Annotated in this window: 18 protein-coding genes; 5 read left to right on the top strand and 13 right to left on the bottom strand. The window is 64.5% G+C overall.

Annotation, left to right across the window (positions count from 1 at the left end; translation table 11 throughout):
- Window positions 1–38: 38 nt before the first annotated feature.
- From lepB to AC04SI_RS06120, 9 genes are all read right to left on the bottom strand, one after another.
- Window positions 39–1,013: a signal peptidase I gene (gene lepB, locus AC04SI_RS06160; protein WP_404278738.1), complete on the bottom strand. Its 975-nt coding sequence runs from the start codon at window positions 1,011–1,013 to the stop codon at window positions 39–41.
- Window positions 1,014–1,103: 90 nt separating this feature from the next.
- Entirely contained in the window at window positions 1,104–1,511 is a 408-nt protein-coding gene (locus tag AC04SI_RS06155; RefSeq protein ID WP_404278736.1) for a F0F1 ATP synthase subunit epsilon, read from the bottom strand.
- 113 nt (window positions 1,512–1,624) lie between these two features.
- Window positions 1,625–3,211, bottom strand: a complete 1,587-nt coding sequence (gene atpD, locus AC04SI_RS06150; RefSeq protein WP_404278734.1) for a F0F1 ATP synthase subunit beta — start codon at window positions 3,209–3,211, stop codon at window positions 1,625–1,627.
- Window positions 3,212–3,280: 69 nt separating this feature from the next.
- Entirely contained in the window at window positions 3,281–4,165 is an 885-nt protein-coding gene (locus AC04SI_RS06145) for a F0F1 ATP synthase subunit gamma (protein ID WP_404278732.1), read from the bottom strand.
- A gap of 33 nt (window positions 4,166–4,198) precedes the next feature.
- The gene (atpA, locus tag AC04SI_RS06140; protein WP_006206552.1) at window positions 4,199–5,728 is read right to left on the bottom strand and encodes a F0F1 ATP synthase subunit alpha; all 1,530 of its coding nucleotides are present in this window, start codon (window positions 5,726–5,728) and stop codon (window positions 4,199–4,201) included.
- Window positions 5,728–6,288, bottom strand: coding sequence for a F0F1 ATP synthase subunit delta (locus AC04SI_RS06135; protein WP_488474013.1), 561 nt, complete (start codon window positions 6,286–6,288; stop codon window positions 5,728–5,730). The genes atpA and AC04SI_RS06135 overlap by 1 nt, the downstream gene beginning before the upstream one ends.
- Window positions 6,289–6,523: 235 nt before the next feature.
- A complete protein-coding gene (locus tag AC04SI_RS06130) occupies window positions 6,524–6,919 on the bottom strand; it encodes an AGROH133_08824 family phage infection protein (protein ID WP_006206550.1) in 396 nt (131 codons plus the stop codon).
- Between the two features lie 94 nt (window positions 6,920–7,013).
- Entirely contained in the window at window positions 7,014–7,709 is a 696-nt protein-coding gene (locus AC04SI_RS06125) for an aspartate/glutamate racemase family protein (protein WP_404278727.1), read from the bottom strand.
- Window positions 7,710–7,740: 31 nt separating this feature from the next.
- The gene (locus AC04SI_RS06120; RefSeq protein WP_488474012.1) at window positions 7,741–9,924 is read right to left on the bottom strand and encodes a primosomal protein N'; all 2,184 of its coding nucleotides are present in this window, start codon (window positions 9,922–9,924) and stop codon (window positions 7,741–7,743) included.
- A 91-nt stretch (window positions 9,925–10,015) separates the two neighbouring features.
- Between AC04SI_RS06120 and fsa the strand changes: the two genes are divergently transcribed.
- Window positions 10,016–10,672 carry a fructose-6-phosphate aldolase gene (gene fsa / locus AC04SI_RS06115; protein ID WP_404278723.1) on the top strand — a complete coding sequence of 219 codons (657 nt, stop codon included), beginning with the start codon at window positions 10,016–10,018 and terminating at the stop codon, window positions 10,670–10,672.
- A gap of 84 nt (window positions 10,673–10,756) precedes the next feature.
- Here the strand turns inward: fsa and AC04SI_RS06110 are convergent, their stop codons facing one another.
- Window positions 10,757–11,332 carry a hypothetical protein gene (locus AC04SI_RS06110; protein ID WP_404278721.1) on the bottom strand — a complete coding sequence of 192 codons (576 nt, stop codon included), beginning with the start codon at window positions 11,330–11,332 and terminating at the stop codon, window positions 10,757–10,759.
- The gene (leuS, locus tag AC04SI_RS06105) at window positions 11,319–13,943 is read right to left on the bottom strand and encodes a leucine--tRNA ligase (RefSeq protein ID WP_404278719.1); all 2,625 of its coding nucleotides are present in this window, start codon (window positions 13,941–13,943) and stop codon (window positions 11,319–11,321) included. The genes AC04SI_RS06110 and leuS overlap by 14 nt, the downstream gene beginning before the upstream one ends.
- Before the next feature lie 148 nt (window positions 13,944–14,091).
- On the opposite strand from leuS, the gene AC04SI_RS06100 reads away from it, so the two are divergent.
- Both AC04SI_RS06100 and AC04SI_RS06095 read left to right on the top strand, forming a co-directional pair.
- Window positions 14,092–14,754, top strand: a complete 663-nt coding sequence (locus tag AC04SI_RS06100) for a YggS family pyridoxal phosphate-dependent enzyme (protein ID WP_404278717.1) — start codon at window positions 14,092–14,094, stop codon at window positions 14,752–14,754.
- Between the two features lie 105 nt (window positions 14,755–14,859).
- Window positions 14,860–15,909 carry an aldo/keto reductase gene (locus AC04SI_RS06095; RefSeq protein ID WP_404278715.1) on the top strand — a complete coding sequence of 350 codons (1,050 nt, stop codon included), beginning with the start codon at window positions 14,860–14,862 and terminating at the stop codon, window positions 15,907–15,909.
- 53 nt (window positions 15,910–15,962) lie between these two features.
- Here the strand turns inward: AC04SI_RS06095 and AC04SI_RS06090 are convergent, their stop codons facing one another.
- Window positions 15,963–16,868 carry a LysR family transcriptional regulator gene (locus tag AC04SI_RS06090; protein ID WP_404278713.1) on the bottom strand — a complete coding sequence of 302 codons (906 nt, stop codon included), beginning with the start codon at window positions 16,866–16,868 and terminating at the stop codon, window positions 15,963–15,965.
- 122 nt (window positions 16,869–16,990) lie between these two features.
- Here AC04SI_RS06090 and AC04SI_RS06085 point away from each other — a divergent pair, with 122 nt between their 5' ends.
- Window positions 16,991–18,172: an MFS transporter gene (locus tag AC04SI_RS06085; protein ID WP_488474011.1), complete on the top strand. Its 1,182-nt coding sequence runs from the start codon at window positions 16,991–16,993 to the stop codon at window positions 18,170–18,172.
- 45 nt (window positions 18,173–18,217) lie between these two features.
- Entirely contained in the window at window positions 18,218–19,252 is a 1,035-nt protein-coding gene (locus AC04SI_RS06080; RefSeq protein ID WP_404278709.1) for an aldo/keto reductase, read from the top strand.
- 37 nt (window positions 19,253–19,289) lie between these two features.
- Here the strand turns inward: AC04SI_RS06080 and AC04SI_RS06075 are convergent, their stop codons facing one another.
- Window positions 19,290–19,562, bottom strand: a complete 273-nt coding sequence (locus AC04SI_RS06075) for an usg protein (protein WP_192181965.1) — start codon at window positions 19,560–19,562, stop codon at window positions 19,290–19,292.
- Window positions 19,563–19,663 lie beyond the last annotated feature (101 nt).

Genomic DNA, 19,663 nt, shown 5'->3' with positions numbered 1-19,663 from the left:
CGGACCTCGAACTGGCTCGAACCCGGCTCGCTTCAGACTTACTTGCCGACCGAACCATCCAGCGTCTGCCGAGTCGAATAGTCGGTGCCTTTGGAATTCCAAAACAGCCGTACGGCCTTGCCGACCAGATTTTCATGGGGAACAAATCCGACAGAGAACCGGCTGTCGGAGGCATTGTCGCGATTGTCGCCAAGCACGAAATAGTGGCCCTCGGGGATCTCGAACTCGCGCGTGTTGTCGCCGATGGAATTGCCTGACAGGTCGAGAACGGAATGGGTGACACCCGGCAGGATTTCGCGTTGAAGTTTGGCTTTCGAGAACTCTTCGGACGAAAAAGAACCGATATCCTCGAGTCCAACCGCCACATCGTTGATGTGAAGCACCCCATCAATGATCTGGATCTTCTCGCCGGGGAGGCCGACGATCCGCTGGATGTAGTCCACGGTAGGGTCTGGCGGGAATTTGAAGGCCACCACATCCCCCCTCTTGGGTTCCGCGCCGAATATCCGCCCTTCGATCGGCAGCAAACCGAAGGGAACGCTGTGGCGGCTGTAGCCGTATGCGAATTTGGAGACGAAGAGATGGTCCCCTTCCGCGAGCGTTGGCACCATGCTGCTGGACGAAATCGAAAACGGCTGGAGCAGGAACGCGCGTATTGCAAATGCAGCCGGATACGAGGTCAGAAAGACGAGCACCAGCACCGAAAACCCATGTGCGTACCATTTGTCCGGCTTGAACCGTGGCGCGAAGGGCAAGACGAGCGCCACCCACAAGACCATCAACCCGATACCTGAAAGATTGGCCAACCAGCCAAGATCGACGCCCGGCAACACCGGAAAACCGGTGTAGGTGATCGCGAAAGTGATGGCGCAAATGACCACCAGGCTGGCGACGGCCAGTTTGCCGCTGCCAATCCACAGGAATCCACCGAACGGGCCGCCAAAGGCCGACACCAGGGCCGTCGACCACCTGGATCGCGAGCCTGTTTCTCGTTGCGCTGTTTCTTCCGTCATCGGCCGCTCCCCATGCCAAGGCAGCAGGACTGTCCACCAAAGAAAAAAGCGGGGCAAGCCCGCTTTTTCAATCTATTGGTGTGGGGTGCCTCAAGCCGGCAGGATGGCGCCTTCCAGCGTGGTGAGCTGGCTAAGAAATTGCTCGGCCTTGCTGCGGGCCTCGTCGTCCTTGGCGTCGGCTGCGTCTTCCCTGGCTTCCTGGATGCGGCGGGCGAGGTCGGTGCGGTCAATGTCGCCGACGGCGACCGCCGATTCGGCGAGCAGCGTGCAGCCTGAAGGAACGATGTCGGCAAAGCCGCCGAACACCACATAACGCTCTTCCTTGCCGGCAGCGGTCTTCACCGTGACGACGCCCGGCTTGATCGTGGTCATGACCGGCGCGTGATGCGCCATCACGGTCATCTCGCCTTCGGCGCCCGGAATGACGACGAACTCGACCTGCTCGGACACCAGCAGCCGCTCCGGCGAGACCAGTTCGAATTGGAAAGCTTCAGCCATGATCATTTTAGTGAGGAGGGAATAGTGAGTAGTCAGTAGTGAAGGGGTCCAGTTGGCCCAACTCACTCACCTGCTATTCTCTACTCACTACTCACTACTCCCTATTCGCTTGATTACGCCGCTTCAGCCGCCAGGCGCTGAGCCTTCTCGACCGCTTCGTCGATGCCGCCGACCATGTAGAAGGCCGCCTCCGGCAGGTGATCGTAGTCGCCGGCGCAGAGGCCCTTGAAGCCCTTGATGGTGTCGGCGAGGTCGACCAGCTTGCCCGGCGAACCCGTGAACACTTCGGCGACGAAGAACGGCTGCGACAGGAAGCGCTCGATCTTGCGGGCGCGGGCAACGGTCTGCTTATCCTCTTCGGACAGCTCGTCCATGCCCAGGATGGCGATGATGTCCTGCAGCGACTTGTAGCGCTGGAGGATCGACTGCACCAGGCGGGCGACCTGGTAGTGCTCTTCGCCGACGACCATCGGGTCGAGCATGCGCGAGGTCGAGTCAAGCGGGTCGACGGCCGGGTAGATGCCCTTTTCCGAGATCGCGCGGTTGAGCACGGTCGTCGCGTCGAGGTGGGCGAACGAGGTCGCCGGCGCCGGGTCGGTCAGGTCGTCGGCCGGCACGTAGATCGCCTGCACCGAGGTGATCGAGCCCTTGGTCGTCGTGGTGATGCGCTCCTGCAGCGCGCCCATGTCGGTGGCGAGAGTCGGCTGATAACCCACGGCCGAAGGAATACGGCCAAGCAGCGCCGACACTTCCGAACCCGCCTGCGTGAAACGGAAGATGTTGTCGACGAAGAACAGCACGTCCTGGCCCTGGTCGCGGAAATATTCGGCGACCGTCAGACCGGTCAGGCCGACGCGGGCACGCGCACCCGGCGGCTCGTTCATCTGGCCGTAGACGAGTGCTGCCTTGGAACCGGCGCCGCCGCCCTTCTTGTTGACGCCGGACTCGATGAACTCGTGATAGAGGTCATTGCCCTCGCGGGTGCGCTCGCCGACGCCGGCGAACACCGAGAAGCCGCCATGCGCCTTGGCGACGTTGTTGATCAGTTCCTGGATCAGCACGGTCTTGCCGACGCCGGCGCCGCCGAACAGGCCGATCTTGCCGCCGCGGGCGTAGGGCGCGAGCAGGTCGAGAACCTTGATGCCGGTGACCAGGATCTGCGCTTCCGTCGACTGCTCGACATAGGTCGGCGCCGGCTGGTGGATGGCGCGCATTTCGATACCGTCGACCGGGCCCTCTTCGTCGACCGGCTCGCCAATGACGTTGATGATGCGGCCAAGCATGCCCGGGCCGACCGGCACGGTGATCGGCGCGCCGGTGTCATAGACGTCCTGGCCGCGAACCAGACCTTCGGTCGAGTCCATGGCGATGCAGCGCACGGTGTTTTCACCAAGATGCTGTGCGACCTCGAGCACGAGGCGGTTGCCGACATTGACCGTCTCCAGCGCGTTCAGGATCGCCGGCAGATGCTCGCCGAACTGCACGTCGACGACGGCGCCGATGACCTGGCGAACCTTGCCGACCGCACCCGTCTTCTTGATGGTAACGGCTGGCGTCTTGGCTGCAGCGGCCTTGGCCGGCGCTGCCGCCTTCTTGGCCGGAGCCGCCTTCGCTGCTGCTGCCGGAGCCTTTGCCGGCGCTGCCGCCTTGGGGGTCGCCGTCTTCGAGGCTGCCTTCTGGGGGGTCGCTGCTTTCGCCATCGTCTTTGCCCTTTTTCGTCTCTTTGTTTTTCGCACGCCGGAAGGTCGATGACCTTCTTGCGAGCGTGCCTAGAGCGCCTCGGCGCCCGAAATGATTTCGATCAATTCCTTGGTGATCTGCGCCTGCCGCTGGCGGTTGTAGGTGATCGACAATTTGTTGATCATGTCGCCGGCGTTGCGCGTCGCATTGTCCATGGCGCTCATCTTGGCACCCATCTCGCCAGCTGCGTTTTCGAGCAGCGCGCGGAAGACCTGCACCGAGATGTTGCGCGGAATGAGGTCGGAGAGGATCTCGCCCGGCTCCGGCTCATATTCGTAGACGGCATTGCCGCCGTCCGCCGCTGCGGCCGGAGCGGAGGCCACACCGGCCGGAATGATCTGTTGCGCGGTCGGGATCTGGCTGATCACCGACTTGAACTGCGAATAGAACAGCGTGCAGACGTCGAAGCTGCCCTCGCCGAAGAGGTGAATGACCTTGCGGGCAATCGCGTCGGCGTTGACGAAGCCAAGCGTCTTGACCTCGCGCAGATCGACACGGTCGATGATCTGTGACGCGTAGTCACGGCGCAATATGTCAAAACCCTTCTTGCCGACGCAGATGATCTTGACCTGCTTGCCGTCCGCCAGCAGCCGGCGGATGTGATCCCGGGCGAAACGCGCGATCTGCGAGTTGAAGCCGCCGCACAGGCCACGCTCGGCGGTGCAGACGACGAGCAGATGCACGTCGTCCTTGCCGGTGCCGGTCATCAGCGCCGGGGCATCGCCACCGCCGCCGACCGCCTGGGTGATGTTGGCCAGAACCGCGCCCATCCGCTCGGAATAGGGACGCGCCGCTTCCGCAGCCTCCTGCGCGCGGCGCAGCTTCGCCGCGGCGACCATCTGCATCGCCTTGGTGATCTTCTGCGTCGCCTTAACCGAGGCGATACGGTTACGAAGGTCTTTTAATGAAGGCATGCTTCAAACCTGATCCCGTGCGTCCGGCTTCGTTCAAGCAAAGGTCTTGGCGAAGGCGTCGATTTCCGCCTTCAGCTTGGCGCGCAGATCATCCGACAGCGCCTTCTCCTTGCGGATGCCATCGAGCACGTCCTTGCCGGCCGAGCGCATGTGGCTGAGCAGCCCATGTTCGAACTTGCCGACCTGATTGATCGCCAGCTTGTCGAGGTAACCGTTGACGCCGGCGAAGATCACCGCGACCTGCTCCTCGACCTTGAGCGGCGAGAACTGCGGCTGCTTCAAAAGCTCGGTCAGGCGCGAGCCGCGGTTGAGCAGGCGCTGCGTGGCGGCGTCGAGGTCGGAGCCGAACTGCGCGAAGGCCGCCATTTCGCGGTACTGCGCGAGCTCGCCCTTGATCGAGCCGGCGACCTGCTTCATCGCCTTGATCTGCGCCGACGAACCGACGCGCGACACCGACAGGCCGACGTTGACCGCCGGACGGATGCCCTGGAAGAACAAATTGGTTTCCAGGAAGATCTGGCCGTCGGTGATCGAGATGACGTTGGTCGGGATGTAGGCCGACACGTCGTTGGCCTGCGTCTCGATGATCGGCAGCGCGGTCAGCGACCCGTTGCCATTGTCGTCATTGAGCTTGGCGGCTCGCTCGAGCAGGCGCGAATGCAGGTAGAACACGTCGCCCGGATAGGCTTCGCGGCCCGGCGGGCGGCGCAGCAAGAGCGACATCTGGCGATAGGCGACGGCCTGCTTCGACAGATCGTCATAGCTGATCAGCGCGTGCATGCCGTTGTCGCGGAAATATTCGCCCATGGTGCAGCCGGCGAACGGCGCCAGGAACTGCATCGGCGCCGGGTCGGACGCGGTGGCGGCGATGATGATCGAATAGTCGAGCGCGCCGCGCTCTTCCAGCACCTTGACGAACTGCGCGACGGTCGAGCGCTTCTGGCCGACGGCGACGTAGACGCAGTAGAGCTTCTCCTTCTCGGGACCGTTGTCGTGCACCGACTTCTGGTTCAGCATCGTGTCGAGGATGATGGCGGTCTTGCCGGTCTGGCGGTCGCCGATGACCAGCTCGCGCTGGCCGCGGCCGACCGGGATCAGCGCGTCGATGGCCTTGAGGCCGGTCGACATCGGCTCATGCACCGATTTGCGCGGGATGATGCCGGGCGCCTTGACGTCGACGCGCTTGCGCTCGACTGCCTTGATCGGACCCTTGCCGTCGATCGGATTGCCGAGCGCGTCGACGACGCGGCCGAGCAGGCCCGGACCGACCGGAACGTCGACGATGGCGCCCGTGCGCTTGACGGTGTCGCCTTCCTTGATGTCGCGGTCGGCGCCGAAGATGACGACGCCGACATTGTCGGCTTCGAGGTTGAGCGCCATGCCGCGGATGCCGCCGGGGAACTCGACCATTTCGCCGGCCTGGACGTTGTCGAGGCCGTAGACGCGGGCGATACCGTCACCGACGGACAGCACCTGGCCGACTTCGGAGACCTCGGCCTCCTTGCCGAAATTCTTGATCTGGTCTTTCAGAATTGCGGAAATTTCCGCGGCGCGGATGTCCATCAGCCGACCTCTTTCAGTGCAAGCTTGAGCGAATTGAGTTTGGTTTTTAATGACGTATCGATCTGGCGCGAGCCCATCTTGACCACCAGCCCGCCAAGCAGCGACGGATCGACGGTAACGGTGATGGCCACATCCTTGCCGGCCACGCTTTTCAGCGCCGCCTTCAGTTCGGTCTGCTGGGCAGGGGTCAGCTCATGCGCGGACGTCACCTCGGCAGCAGCCTCGCCACGATGTTCGGCGGCGATCTGGCGAAACGCCTTGATCATGCCCGGCACGGCGAACAGCCGGCGGTTCTTGGCGACGACGCGCAGGAAATTGCCGGTCAACCCGGCGATCCCGGCCTTGTCGGCGATCGCCGCGATCGCCTTGGCCTGGTCCTCGCTGGAGAACACCGGGCTCCTGATCAGCCGCGTGAGGTCGGCGCTGCCTTCCAGCATCGCCTCGAAACTGTTGAGGTCGGTTTCGACCTTGGCGACGGAATTTGCCTGCTGGGCGAGTTCGAACAGCGAACCCGCGTAGCGTTCTGCGACACCTGAGATTGGCGATGACGATTGGGCCACGGACCGTCTTTTCTCTTGTCTGACAGGCCGCAGATTGTTGGCGCGAGCGAGAACTCTGGCTAAATCTTTGACCTTACTGCATTTTTCCAAGCACGGAGGCGCGGCTTCCGCTATCCCCGGCCGAAAGTCGATTGCCGTCTAGCACAGGCCTTTTAAGACCGCAATGCGTCGTTCCGCATGGTTTTCAGGCACTTTTGTCGCATCCGGTTGCGGAGTTCGACCGAAGCCGTTGGATTCAGGGCAAAAAGCCGAAGACAAAGGCAAGCGGCAGCGCCGCCAGCACAAGTTCCACAATGATCGACGCCCAGTTGAAAGGCGTGTTGGCACCGTCCGACATCATCGACAGCAAGCGGCCGAAGGCTGTGAACAGCCAGGAGAAGCCGAGCGCCATGTAGAGCCATGGTTGCGCCAGCAAAATGCAGCACAGGCTGACACCGAGATAGAAGCCCGACATCCGGCCGCGCCCTTCGGCAATCGCCGCCGCTTTCTCGGGCTTGACCTGCAGCCTGAGTATCCGGAAGGCTAGGTTCGGCGCCAGGAACAGCACAAGCCCGAGAGCCAAGGTCACGACGGCGCTCGACCACGCCAGCCACTCGCCCTGGCTCGTCGGCCATGGAAACACAAAATCCATTTTGTCCCCTCGAAATGCCTGTTTGAAATTGCGAGCATTCTAGCGAACGAAAACCCTTGCGCCAGATGGCGGCCGGCAATTTAGGAAGGTCGCATCAGGAGAGCGCGAATTCCACCGTCGCCTCGGCGTGCAGGCGGGTGGTGTCGAACACCGGAATGTCGAAGTCCGGCTGGCCGATCAGCATGGTGATCTCGGTGCAGCCCATGATGACGCCATCGATCTTTTCATCGCGGCGCAAGCGGTCGACCTCGTCGATATAGGCCGCCTTCGATGGCCCGTTGACGATGCCCTGGCAGAGTTCGTCATAGATCACGCGATGCACCATGTCGCGCCCGGCCTGATCCGGCACCACCGGCTGCAGGCCGTATCGGTCGGCAAGCCGGCCCTTGTAGAAATCCTGCTCCATGGTGAACCGCGTCGCCAGCAGCGCCGGGCGCCTGACGCCGGCGGCCTTGACGGCGACCGCGGTGGCATCGGCGATGTGGATCAGCGGGATAGACACCGCCGCCTGCACTTCATCCGCGAGCTTGTGCATGGTGTTGGTGCAGATCAGAAGCCCCTGCGCACCGCCGGCTTCGAGCTTGCGCGCGGCTTCGACGAGAAGCACGCCAGCGCCGTCCCAATCGCCGTGGTGCTGCCGTTCGGCGATCTCGGCGAAGTCGAACGACCAGAGCAGCAGCTTCGCCGAATGCAGCCCGCCCAGCCGCTCGCGCACGATCTCGTTCAGCAGGCGATAATAGATCGCGGTCGATTCCCAGCTCATGCCGCCGAGCAGGCCCAGGGTTTTCATCTGATCCGCCCTCCGATTTGCATGATCAATCTCACAAAAAGCTCTGCGGATCGATATCGACCTGCACCCGGACCGAGCCGCGCAGCTTCGGCCCTTCGGACAGCATGGCGCGGATGAAACCTTGCATGTCGGCGCGCCGCTCGCCCTGGATCAGCAGGCGGAAGCGATGGCGGCCGCCGAGCAATGACAGCGGCGCCTCAGCCGGGCCGAGCACGAACAGGTCGCTGGCCTGAGGTGCTGCGCGGCGCAGGCCGCGTGCATGGCCCTCCGCTCCCGCCCGCGTCACGGCGCTAACGATGACGCCGGCGAGCCGGCCGAAGGGCGGCAGGGCCGCCCGCTCGCGCTCGGCGATCTCGCGCTCGTAAAAAGCCTCGGCGTCGCCGGAGACGATCGCGCGCATCACCGGATGCTCGGGCTGGAAGGTTTGCAGCAGGCCGAGACTCTTCTTGCCCGTGCGGCCGGCTCGCCCCGTCACCTGGCTGAGCAGCTGGAAGGTGCGCTCGGCGGCGCGCGGATCGCCATTGGCAAGACCGAGATCGGCGTCGACCACCCCGACCAATGTCATGTTCGGAAAATTGTGGCCCTTGGCGACAAGCTGCGTGCCGATGACGATGTCGGCTTCGCCATTGGCGATGGCCTCGAGTTCGAGCCGCAGCCGCCGCACCCCGCCCATCAGGTCGGACGACAGGACGATGGTGCGGGCGTCGGGGAAATGCGTGACGACCTCTTCGGCGATGCGCTCGACACCCGGCCCGCAGGCGACGAGATGGTCGAGCGTGCCGCATTCCGGGCAGGCATCCGGGCGGCGTTCATTGTGCCCGCAATGGTGACAGACGAGCTGGCCGCGAAAGCGGTGCTCGACCAGCCAGGCCGAACAGACCGGGCAGCCGAAGCGATGGCCGCAGACCCGGCACAGCGTCAGCGGCGCGTAGCCGCGCCGGTTGAGGAACAGCAACGATTGTTCCTGCCGCTCCAGTGTCCGCTTCATATGGTCGAGCATCAGCGGCGACAGGAAGCCGCCACGTGCCGGCGGCGCGCGGCGCATGTCGATGGTCTTCAGGTCGGGAAGCGCGGCTTCAGCAAAGCGCCCCGAAAGCACCGCCCTGCTATAGCGGCCCTGGCTCGCATTGACCCGGCTTTCGACCGACGGCGTCGCCGAGGCGAGCACCACCGGAAAGCCGCCAATATGGCCGCGCACAACGGCCATGTCGCGCGCATTGTAGAAGACGCGGTCCTCCTGCTTGTAGGCGGGGTCGTGCTCCTCGTCGACGACGATCAGCCCGAGATCGCGGAACGGCAGGAACAGCGCCGAGCGCGCGCCGGCGACGACGCGCACGCCGCCTTCCGCAACCTGCCGCCAGACGCGTTCGCGCATCCGCGGCGGCAGGTCGGAATGCCACTCCGCCGGCTTGGCGCCGAAACGGTCCTGGAAGCGTTCCAGGAAGGCGTGCGTCAGCGCGATTTCCGGCAGCAGGATCAGCACCTGCCTGCCCTTGTCGAGTGCCGTCGCCACCGCCTCGAAATAGACTTCCGTCTTGCCGGAGCCGGTGACGCCGTCGAGCAAGGTGACGCCGAACGCGTCGGCCGACACACCGGCGCGCAGCATCACGGCCGCATCCTCCTGGTCGGGCATCAGCGCAGGCTGGGCATAGGCAGGGTCGGGCGCTGCGACCACCGGTCGCGGCGGGATCATCACGGCCTCGAACACGCCTTGAGCCCGCAAGCCGTCGATGACGGTCGAGGACACGCCGGCGGCATGCGCCAGGCCCGAGCGCGTCCAGGCAAGCCCGCCTTCGGCCGTCTCCAGCACCCGTGTCCTCGCCTCCGTCATCCGGTCGGGCCGGAGCATGGTGCGCTGCAGCCCTTCTATCCATGGCTCCGGGTCGAAGGCCTCCGGCGCCCGCAGCAGCATGCGCGCCACCATGCCGGGCGGCGACAGCGTGTATTGGGCGATCCAGTCGACGAAGCGGCGCATCGCGCGGTCGATCGGCGGGCAGTCGAAGACTTGTTCGATCGGTCGCAATTTCTTTGCGTCGACCTTTTCGACGACGCCGTCCCAGACGATGCCGGCAACCTGGCGCGGTCCCAGCGGCACGCGCACGATCGAGCCCGGCACCACCCGCATGCCCATCGGCACAGCATAGGTGTAGGGCCGCTCGGCGGGCATCGGCACCAGCACGGGCGCGGCTGCGACAAAGGGCGAATCTTCTTCCATGAGGCGTGACCTTGCCCCGACTTTGGTCTAGAGCAAAGACCGACCCCGAATGTGCATGGCATGCACATGAAAATCTTCAGGAGACCCCATCATGAAATTTTTTGTCGACACCGCCGATGTCAAGGAAATCCGTGAGCTGAACGATCTTGGCCTGCTCGATGGCGTCACCACCAATCCCTCGCTGATCCTGAAGTCCGGCGGCAAGATCGCCGATGTCACCAAGCAGATCTGCGACATCGTCGACGGTCCGGTCTCGGCCGAAGTGGTGGCCACCGAATTCAAGGACATGATGGCGGAGGCCGAGGTGCTGGCCAAGATCGCGCCCAATGTCTGCATCAAGGTGCCGCTGACGCTGGACGGGCTGAAGGCCTGCAAGACGATCCGCACGCAGATGAACCGGATGGTCAATGTGACGCTGTGCTTCTCCGCCAACCAAGCGCTGCTGGCCGCCAAGGCCGGCGCCTCCTTCATCTCGCCCTTCGTCGGCCGCATCGACGATACCGGCTCGGACGGCATGGAACTGATCCAGGAGATCCGGCAGATCTACGACAATTACGACTACCCGACCGAGATCCTGACGGCGTCGGTCCGCACCGTGAACCACGTCAAGCAGGCGGCGCTGATCGGCGCCGACGTCATCACCGCGCCGCCGGCGACGCTGAAGGCACTGGTCAAGCACCCGCTGACCGACAAGGGCCTCGAGGCGTTCCTCGCCGACTGGGCCAAGACCGGCCAGAAGATCGGCTGATACGGAGCTAACGGGATTTGTGAAAAAAGGCCGAGCAATCGGCCTTTTTTCTTGCGTATTCCATACCGGCAAAATGGGAAGTGATCAGGCCTTCTTGCCGTGCTTGACCAGATCCTGGGCGACCGATAGCCGCAGCAGTTCCGCCAGTTCGCGCGCGGCGCGGTTTTCCGCGTCGAGCTGTGCCCGGTAGGAGGCGTATTCCTGGGTTGGCCTGTCGAACGATGACGGCACCGAGCGCTTGCCGGTTGCGATCACCGCGCCGGTCCTGGCGTCGGTCAGCACATAGTTCGAGGTCAGCGTCACCGTGCCGGCCGTCGGCTCGTCCTCGTCGGTCTGGATCTGCACAAGGGCCGCCGATTCGACCAATTCGCTGACGCCGAGATCGAGCGTGTAGACCGGCGAGGCCGGCTCGCCCGCGCCCTGGCCGAGCCCGAAGATCAGATTGTTACGCACCTGCTGGGCGTAACGGGTCTTGACCGGCTTGATCGAGATCGACGCCAGTTCGGCGGCGGCGCCGACGGTCGAACCGGCGGTGAGCGGCGCGTTCGAATAGAGCGGACGCACCGTGCAGGCCGAAACCAGCGCGGCCGAGGCGACCAGGCCGCACAGTGCTGCACGGCGCAGAAAACGCGTCGTCCTTCCAAGCTCAGGCAACGACATTGACGATCCTCTGCGGCACGATGATCACCTTGCGGGGCGCCTTACCTTCGAGCGCTTTCTGCACGAAGTCGAGGGCCAGCACCGCTTTTTCGACGGCACCTTGGTCCGCGTCGCGGGCAATTGTCAAATCGCCGCGCTTCTTGCCGTTGACCTGCACCGGCAGCACGATCTCGTTGTCGACGACCAGCGCCGGATCGTAGACAGGCCACGGCCGTTCGGCGACCATATCGGTGCCGCCGAGCGTCTCCCAGCACTCCTCGGCCAGATGCGGCATGACCGGCGCGACCAGGTGTACCAGGATCGCCACCGCCTCTCGGCAAGCGCCTTTCAGCGCCGGATCGGCCTTGCCTTCGGCGACCTCGTTGAGCGGCGCGGTCAAGGCATTGGCGAGCTCGTAGACGCGGGCAATGGCGCGGTTGAAGGCGAGCTTCTCGATGTCTTCGCCGACCGCTTTCAGGATCTTGTGCGCGGTTTTGGAAACAGCACCCGCCTCACCGTCCTGCGCCGCCGCCGGCTGGATGCCGGCCAGCGACTCGGCAGCCATTGACACCAGTCGCCAGACGCGCTGGACGAAGCGGTGCGCGCCGGCCGCGCCATCGTCGGTCCATTCGACGTCGCGCTCGGGCGGCGAATCCGACAGCATGAACCAGCGCGCGGTGTCGGCGCCGTAGCCGTCGGTGATCTCTTCCGGGCTCACCGTGTTCTTCTTCGACTTCGACATCTTCTCCAGCGGGCCGATCACGGCCTCATCGCCGGTGGCGATCTCGATGGCGCTGCGCTTGCCGTCGACGTCCTCCAGCCTGACCTCGCCGGGCGACAGCCAGCGGCCGTTGGACGCGCTGCCGACCCGGTAGGTCTCGTGCACCACCATGCCTTGCGTAAACAGGCCCTTGAACGGCTCGGCCAGGTCGAGATGTCCGGTCTCGCGCATGGCACGGGTGAAGAAGCGCGAATAGAGCAGATGCAGGATCGCATGCTCGATGCCGCCAATATACTGATCGACCGCCAGCCATTCATTGGCCGCCCGCGGGTCGGTGGGATCGTTGGCCCAGGGCGCGGTGAAGCGCGCGAAATACCAGGACGAATCGACGAACGTGTCCATCGTGTCTGTCTCGCGCCGTGCCGCCTTGCCGCATTGCGGGCAGTTGACATGCCGCCAGGTCGGGTGGCGGTCGAGCGGGTTGCCCGGCCGGTCGAACTCAATGTCGTCGGGCAGCTTGACCGGCAGATCGGCCTTCGGCACCGGCACCACGCCGCAATCCTCGCAATGGATCATCGGGATCGGGCAGCCCCAGTAGCGCTGGCGCGAAATGCCCCAGTCGCGCAGGCGGAAGTTCACCTTGCGCTCCGCCATCGGCCGGTTGCCGATGGTTTTCTGCTCGAGCAGCTTCGCCACCTCGTCGAACGCCTTCTCCGGCGTCATACCGTCGAGGAAGCGCGAATTGATCATCACACCGTCGCCGTCATAGGCCTCCTCGATGATCTGGAAGGTTTTCGCATCGGCGTCTTCCGGCATCACCACCGGTACCACCGGCAGGCCGTATTTGTTGGCGAAGTCGAGGTCGCGCTGATCGCCGGACGGGCAGCCGAAGATGGCGCCGGTACCGTATTCCATCAGCACGAAATTGGCGACATAGACCGGCAGCGTCCAGCTGTCGTCGAACGGATGGACGACGCGGATGCCGGTGTCGAAACCCTTCTTCTCGGCCGTCTCCAGCGCCGCCACCGAGGTGCCCATGTGGCGGACCTCTTCGATGAACTTGGCCAGCGCCGGATTGTCTTCCGCGGCCTTTTTCGCCAGCGGATGATCGGCGGCGACAGCCATGAAGGAGGCGCCGAAGATGGTATCGGGCCTGGTCGTATACACTTCGAGTTCATGCTCGCCGGCAATCGGTGCGGCCAGCGGCCAGCGGATCAGCAGCCCTTCCGAGCGGCCGATCCAGTTGTGCTGCATCAGCTTGACCTTCTCCGGCCACTCGTCGAGGCCTTCGAGCGAATCCAAGAGGTCCTGCGCATAGTCGGTGATCTTGAAGAACCACTGCGTCAGCTCGCGCTGTTCGACCAGCGCGCCCGAGCGCCAGCCGCGCCCGTCGATCACCTGCTCGTTGGCGAGCACAGTCATGTCCTCCGGGTCCCAGTTGACCTTGGAGGATTTGCGCGTCACCAGCCCTTTCTCGACGAAGTCGAGGAACAGCATCTGCTGGCGGTGGTAGTAGTCGACGTCGCAAGTGGCGAATTCGCGCGCCCAGTCGAGCGACAGGCCCATGACCTTGAGCTGCTCGCGCATGGCGGCGATGTTCTCATAGGTCCAGTCCTTGGGATGGACCTTGTTCTGCATCGCCGCGTTCTCGGCCGGCATACCGAAGGCGTCCCAGCCCATCGGGTGCAGCACGCTGAACCCCTTGGCCCGCTTGTAGCGCGCCACCACGTCGCCCATCGTGTAGTTGCGGGTGTGGCCGATATGGATCTTCCCCGACGGATAGGGGAACATCTCCAGCACATAGTATTTCGGACGCGGGTCGTCGTTTTGCGCTTCGAACAGCTTCTTGGCGTCCCAGGCCTTCTGCCATTTGGGCTCTGACGCGCGCGGATTGTATCGTTCGGTTGCCATCGGATGTTTTTCACTTAAAAGCAGGCACGAGCCACCGGACAATGGCCGGCGGCCAGGGAAAATGTCGTCGCGGTGTTCACCATGGATTGCCGGACCCGTCAACTGCGGCGATCCGGCCGAGAGCGATAAAGACAGGCAGGATTTAGGCATGGCGAACGCCGTCGAACAGCTTTTTGCCGTCAAGGCGCGGATCGCCGCCGCCGAGCGCGAGGCCGGGCGAGATGCCGGTGCTGTGACGCTGGTCGCGGTGTCGAAAACCTTCGAAGCCGCCGATATCCGTCCGGTGATCGAGGCCGGCCAACACGTCTTCGGCGAGAACCGCGTGCAGGAAGCACAAGCCAAATGGCCGGCGCTGAAGGCAGCATTCCCGGAAATCGAACTGCACCACATCGGTCCGCTACAGTCGAACAAGGCGAAGGAAGCGGTCGCCCTGTTCGACGTCATCGAGACGATCGATCGCGAGAAGATCGCGGCCGAGCTTGCCAAGGAGATCGCCCGGCAGGGCCGGACACCAAGGCTCTACGTGCAGGTCAACACCGGCTCCGAGCCGCAGAAGGCAGGCATCGAGCCGCGCGAGGCCGTCGCCTTCGTCGCCCGTTGCCGCGAGGTTCACGGCCTCGCCATCGAAGGCCTGATGTGCATCCCGCCGGCCGACGAGAATCCCGGCCCGCATTTCGCCCTGCTGGAGAAGCTCAGCAAGGAAGCCGGCGTCGCAAGACTGTCGATGGGCATGTCCGGCGACTACGATACGGCCATCGCCTTCGGCGCCACCAGCGTCAGGGTCGGCTCGGCGATCTTCGGCAGCCGCTAGCAGAAGCTTGAGCCAATCCCAACAGCGCAATTGCGCCAGCGCTTGAAACGGAACGTACCGTTCCTATTTTCCGGACGTCATCACCAAACCTCCCGGAGCCGCACCATGCGCTACAACCAACTCGGAAACACGGGGATGTTCGTCTCCGAACTTTGCCTCGGCACCATGACCTTCGGCGCCGCCGGGGAAAACGCCCAATGGGGCCTGATCGCCAGCCTGAACCAGAAGGGCGTTGACGAGATCGTCGGCCGGTCCATTGCCGCGGGCGTCAATTTCTTCGACACGGCCGACGTCTATTCGTTCGGTGAGTCCGAAAAACTGCTCGGCCAGTCGCTGAAAAACCTCGGTGTAGTCAGGTCGGACGTGGTCATCGCCACCAAGGTCCACGGCGCCATGGGCAGTGGCCCGAACCAGCGCGGCTCCTCACGCGGCCATATCATGGATTCGGTCGATGCCAGCCTCGAGCGGCTGCAGCTCGACCATATCGATCTCTACCAGCTGCACGGCACCGATGCGGTGACGCCGATCGACGAGACGCTGCGGGCGCTCGACGATCTTGTGTCCAGCGGCAAGGTGCGTTACGTCGGCGTCTCGAACTGGCAGGCCTGGCGCATCGCCAAGGCGCTGGGCATCGCCGAGCGCAAGGGCTTTGCCCGCTTCGAGACCGTGCAATCCTATTATTCGATCGCCGGCCGCGATCTCGAGCGCGAGATCGTGCCTTTGATCAACGAGGAAAAGCTCGGCCTGATGGGGTGGTCGCCGATGGCGGGCGGCCTGCTCTCCGGCAAGTACGGTCCGGGCGCGCCCGGCAATGGCGAAGGCCGCCGCGCGTCCTTTAATTTCCCGCCGGTCAACGAGGACCGTGCCTGGGCAGCGGTTGCCGTCATGCGCGACATTGCCGGGAAGCACGGCGTCAGCGTCGCCACGGTGGCGCTCGGCTATGTGCTGGCAAAACCCTTCGTGATGAGCGTCATCATCGGCGCCAGCCGCATGGAGCAGCTCGAGCAGAACCTTGCCGCGACCGCGCTGAAGCTCGACGCCGACGACCTCGCCAGGCTGGATGAGGTGAGCGCTCTGCCGGCCGAATATCCCGGCTGGATGTTGGAACGGCAGGCGGCAGGCCGCCGCCCGGCGCCGTTCGCACCGAAGGCGTAAGCAACAGCCATCCCTAGCTGACAGTTCGGGAGCCACCGGCTCCCGAACGTCTTTCAGAGCCGTACTGTCTCGACCAGAAAGTCGAGAAAGGCCCGCACCCGCGCCGGCAGGTGCTTGCCCTGGCCGACATAGACAGCGTGCGTCAGTTCCTCATCGCCGGGGTTGAAGTCCTCGAGCAAAGGCACCAGCCGGCCGGCGGCGATGTCGGCCGCGACATGCCAGCGCGCCAGCCGGGCTATGCCCGCGCCTGAAAGTGCCATCAGCCGCATCGCCTCGCCATCGCTGACCAGCGCGCTTCCGGTGGTCGGGACCACGATGGAGCGGTCGGCTCTGTCGACAAACGGCCAGCCGTCGATATGGCGCGCGAAGCGGAAGCCCATCCGGTTGTGGCGGTCGAGATCGACCGGTGTCCGCGGCGTGCCATGGGCGTCGAGGTAGGAGGGTGCCGCGACCACGACTGTCCGGCTTTGCCCGAGCTTGCGCGCCACCAGCCGCGATTCGCCGAGCGGCCCGGCACGGATGGCGACATCGGCGCGCTCCTCCATCAGATCGATGACATGGTCGGTCAGCACAAGGTCGACCGAGATCTCGGGATAGCGTTCGAGGAAGCGCGGCAGCAGCGGGATCAGCCGGTGCTGGCCAAAGGGGACATAGCTGTTGACCCGCAGCAGGCCGCGCGGTGCTGCCCCTGCAGCTGCTTCTCGCTCGGCCGCCGCCATGTCGGCGAGGATGCGCACGCCGCTGTCATGGAAGGCGATGCCCTCCGGCGTGAGCTGCAGCCGTCGCGTCGAGCGGCTGACCAGGCGCGCGCCAAGCCGGGCCTCCAGCCGCGCGATCAGCTTGCTCACCGCCGACGGCGTCATCCGCAACGCCCGCGCCGCCGCCGAAAAACTGCCCGCCTCGACGACGCGGACGAACACTTCGATCTCGCCGGAGCGGTTTGTCTCTGGTCTCGCCATTCGTGAATCTATTTCACAGAAAGTATGCCCGGAGCAAGGCTGGTTCACAGTTGGTTGCGACACGATCTTCCGGGTCGGGACGCGCTGACAGGCGTCCTTCCGCGACCAACAGGACGACCGCCATGCCTCTTGCTCTCTATGCCCTTGCCGCCGGCGCCTTCGGCATCGGCGTTACCGAATTCGTCATCATGGGCCTGCTGCTCGACGTCAGCACCGATCTCGGCGTCTCGATCTCGGCCGCCGGCCAGCTCATTTCAGGCTATGCGCTCGGCGTCGTCATCGGCGCGCCGCTCCTGACTGTCGCCACCGGCCGCTGGCCGCGCAAGACGGTGCTTCTGGCGCTGATGGCGATCTTCACCATCGGCAATCTCGCCTGCGCTTTAGCCCCCGACTACTGGACGCTGATGGGCGCCCGCGTGCTCACCGCCTTTGCCCATGGCACCTTCTTCGGCGTCGGCTCGGTCGTGGCGACCGGGCTGGTCGCGCCCAACAAGAAGGCGTCGGCGATAGCCCTGATGTTCACCGGGCTCACCATCGCCAACATCCTCGGCGTTCCCTTCGGCACCTGGCTCGGCCAGGCCCTCGGCTGGCGCGCGACCTTCTTTGCGGTGACCTTGGTCGGGCTCGCTGCCTTCGCCATCATTCTCCTTCTGGTACCGCGCGACCAGGCAGAGCCGGAGAAGAGCAAGCTCAGCGCCGATCTTGCCGTCCTTGCCCGCGCACCGGTATTGCTTGGCTTCGCCACCACCGTGCTTGGCTATGCCGGCGTGTTCGCCGTCTTCACCTACATCGCTCCTTTGCTTACCGAGATCACCGGCTTTGGCGAAGCGGCGGTGTCGCCCATCCTGCTCGTCTTCGGCGGCGGCCTCATCGCCGGCAATCTCATTGGTGGCAAGGCAGCCGACCGCTGGCTGGTGCCGTCCGTGCTCGGCAGCCTCGTCGTGCTGGCGCTGGTGCTCGCCACCATGACCCTCGCCTTGCACAACCAGGTGACGGCCGTCCTCTATGTCGGCCTCCTCGGCGCCGCCGCTTTCGCCACCGTGGCGCCGCTGCAGATGTGGGTGCTGGACAAGGCCGAAGGCGCCGGGCAAAGCCTCGCCTCGTCCTTCAACATCGCCGCCTTCAATCTCGGCAACGCCGCAGGCGCCTGGCTGGGCGGCGTGGTGATCGCCCACGGCCCCGGCCTCGGCGCCGTCACCTGGGTCGCGGCCCTGCTGCCGCTTTCGGCGCTCGGCGTGGCCGCACTGGCGCTGCGCCTCGATCGTGGCTCGGCGCTCGGCGAACCGGCATCCGCCCGCTCGTGACGAACCCTCAAAGCAACAACTCTCTCGACCTCACAGGAGCAAAAAATGGACTATCGACGTCTTGGCGCATCGGGCCTGAAGGTTCCCGTGCTTTCATTCGGCGCCGGCACCTTCGGCGGCTCGGGACCGCTGTTCGGGGCCTGGGGTAACAGCGACGCCGAGGAAGCGCGGCGGCTGGTCGACATCTGCCTCGAGGCAGGCGTCAATCTCTTCGACACCGCCGACGTCTATTCGAACGGCGCGTCGGAAGAGGTACTCGGCGCGGCCATCAAGGGTCGCCGCGACGCCGTGCTGATCTCGACCAAGACTTCTTTGCCGATGGGCGATGGACCAACCGACTTCGGCTCCTCGCGATCGCGGCTTATCAGGACGGTGGAAGATGCGCTGAGGCGTCTCGGCACCGATTACATCGACCTTCTGCAGCTGCATGCCTTCGATGCCGGCACGCCGATCGAGGAGGTGCTGTCGACGCTGGACGACCTCGTGCGCGCCGGCAAATTGCGCTATGTCGGCGTCTCCAATTTCTCCGGCTGGCAGGTGATGAAATCGCTCGGCCTCGCCGACAGGCACGGCTACCCGCGCTACATCGCCCATCAGGTTTATTATTCGCTGGTCGGGCGCGACTATGAGTGGGAGCTGATGCCGCTCGGCCTCGACCAGGGCGTCGGCGCGCTGGTATGGAGCCCGCTCGGCTGGGGCCGCCTGACCGGCAAGATCCGCCGCGGCCAGCCCTTGCCGGAAAAGAGCCGGCTGCACGACACGGCAAGCTTCGGGCCGCCGGTCGAGGACGAGATTCTCTTTCGGGTGATCGATGCGCTCGACGCTGTGGCTGCCGAAACCGGCAAGACCGCGCCGCAGATCGCCATCAACTGGCTGCTGCAGCGCCCGACGGTCTCCTCCGTCATCATCGGCGCCCGCAACGAGGAGCAATTGCGCCAGAACCTCAGCGCCGTGGGCTGGACGCTCACCGCCGAGCAGATCAAGAGGCTCGATGCCGCAAGCGAGGTCACCGCGCCCTACCCCTATTTCCCCTATCGCCGCCAGGAAGGTTTCGCCCGGCTGAACCCGCCCGCCGTCTGAAACCGGCGATCTCGCACCGAACGGCGGCCTTCGCCGTTCAGTGCAGCACGAACTCGCCATCGACCTTGCGCCACTCATTCGGCGCGATCAGCTTCTGGTGCGTATAGGTCACCGAATGCAGCGGGCCGTCGAGCTTGGTCTTCCAGAACTCGATGAAGCGGATCAGCACCGGGAATTTCGGCGCGATGTCGTAGTCCTGCCAGATGTAGCTCTGCAGCAGATGCGGATGGTCGGGAAAATGATAAAGAATCTTGGCCGTGGTCAAGCCATAGCCTTTGAGCATCAGGTCCATTTCGGAATGGTCATGCATTGCAGCCCCCTGGGTCGATTCTCCTTTCCTCCCGACATCAGATTGTGCGCCTTGTTATTTAACTGTCTATTGATTTTTCCTGATCGTATCCGGGTTTTCCT

The organism is Mesorhizobium sp. CNPSo 4689, assembly GCF_057784325.1.
Note: the sequence above shows the minus strand (reverse complement) of the source record. Positions and strands in the feature narration are given on the sequence as shown.

Excerpts from the sequence above, each read along its gene's own strand:
- lepB (WP_404278738.1), bottom strand. The coding sequence starts at position 1,013 with ATGACGGAAGAAACAGCGCAACGAGAAACAGGCTCGCGATCCAGGTGG.
- AC04SI_RS06155 (WP_404278736.1), bottom strand. The coding sequence starts at position 1,511 with ATGGCTGAAGCTTTCCAATTCGAACTGGTCTCGCCGGAGCGGCTGCTG.
- atpD (WP_404278734.1), bottom strand. The coding sequence starts at position 3,211 with ATGGCGAAAGCAGCGACCCCCCAGAAGGCAGCCTCGAAGACGGCGACC.
- AC04SI_RS06145 (WP_404278732.1), bottom strand. The coding sequence starts at position 4,165 with ATGCCTTCATTAAAAGACCTTCGTAACCGTATCGCCTCGGTTAAGGCG.
- atpA (WP_006206552.1), bottom strand. The coding sequence starts at position 5,728 with ATGGACATCCGCGCCGCGGAAATTTCCGCAATTCTGAAAGACCAGATC.
- AC04SI_RS06130 (WP_006206550.1), bottom strand. The coding sequence starts at position 6,919 with ATGGATTTTGTGTTTCCATGGCCGACGAGCCAGGGCGAGTGGCTGGCG.
- AC04SI_RS06125 (WP_404278727.1), bottom strand. The coding sequence starts at position 7,709 with ATGAAAACCCTGGGCCTGCTCGGCGGCATGAGCTGGGAATCGACCGCG.
- AC04SI_RS06120 (WP_488474012.1), bottom strand. The coding sequence starts at position 9,924 with ATGGAAGAAGATTCGCCCTTTGTCGCAGCCGCGCCCGTGCTGGTGCCG.
- fsa (WP_404278723.1), top strand. The coding sequence starts at position 10,016 with ATGAAATTTTTTGTCGACACCGCCGATGTCAAGGAAATCCGTGAGCTG.
- AC04SI_RS06110 (WP_404278721.1), bottom strand. The coding sequence starts at position 11,332 with ATGTCGTTGCCTGAGCTTGGAAGGACGACGCGTTTTCTGCGCCGTGCA.
- leuS (WP_404278719.1), bottom strand. The coding sequence starts at position 13,943 with ATGGCAACCGAACGATACAATCCGCGCGCGTCAGAGCCCAAATGGCAG.
- AC04SI_RS06100 (WP_404278717.1), top strand. The coding sequence starts at position 14,092 with ATGGCGAACGCCGTCGAACAGCTTTTTGCCGTCAAGGCGCGGATCGCC.
- AC04SI_RS06095 (WP_404278715.1), top strand. The coding sequence starts at position 14,860 with ATGCGCTACAACCAACTCGGAAACACGGGGATGTTCGTCTCCGAACTT.
- AC04SI_RS06090 (WP_404278713.1), bottom strand. The coding sequence starts at position 16,868 with ATGGCGAGACCAGAGACAAACCGCTCCGGCGAGATCGAAGTGTTCGTC.
- AC04SI_RS06085 (WP_488474011.1), top strand. The coding sequence starts at position 16,991 with ATGCCTCTTGCTCTCTATGCCCTTGCCGCCGGCGCCTTCGGCATCGGC.
- AC04SI_RS06080 (WP_404278709.1), top strand. The coding sequence starts at position 18,218 with ATGGACTATCGACGTCTTGGCGCATCGGGCCTGAAGGTTCCCGTGCTT.
- AC04SI_RS06075 (WP_192181965.1), bottom strand. The coding sequence starts at position 19,562 with ATGCATGACCATTCCGAAATGGACCTGATGCTCAAAGGCTATGGCTTG.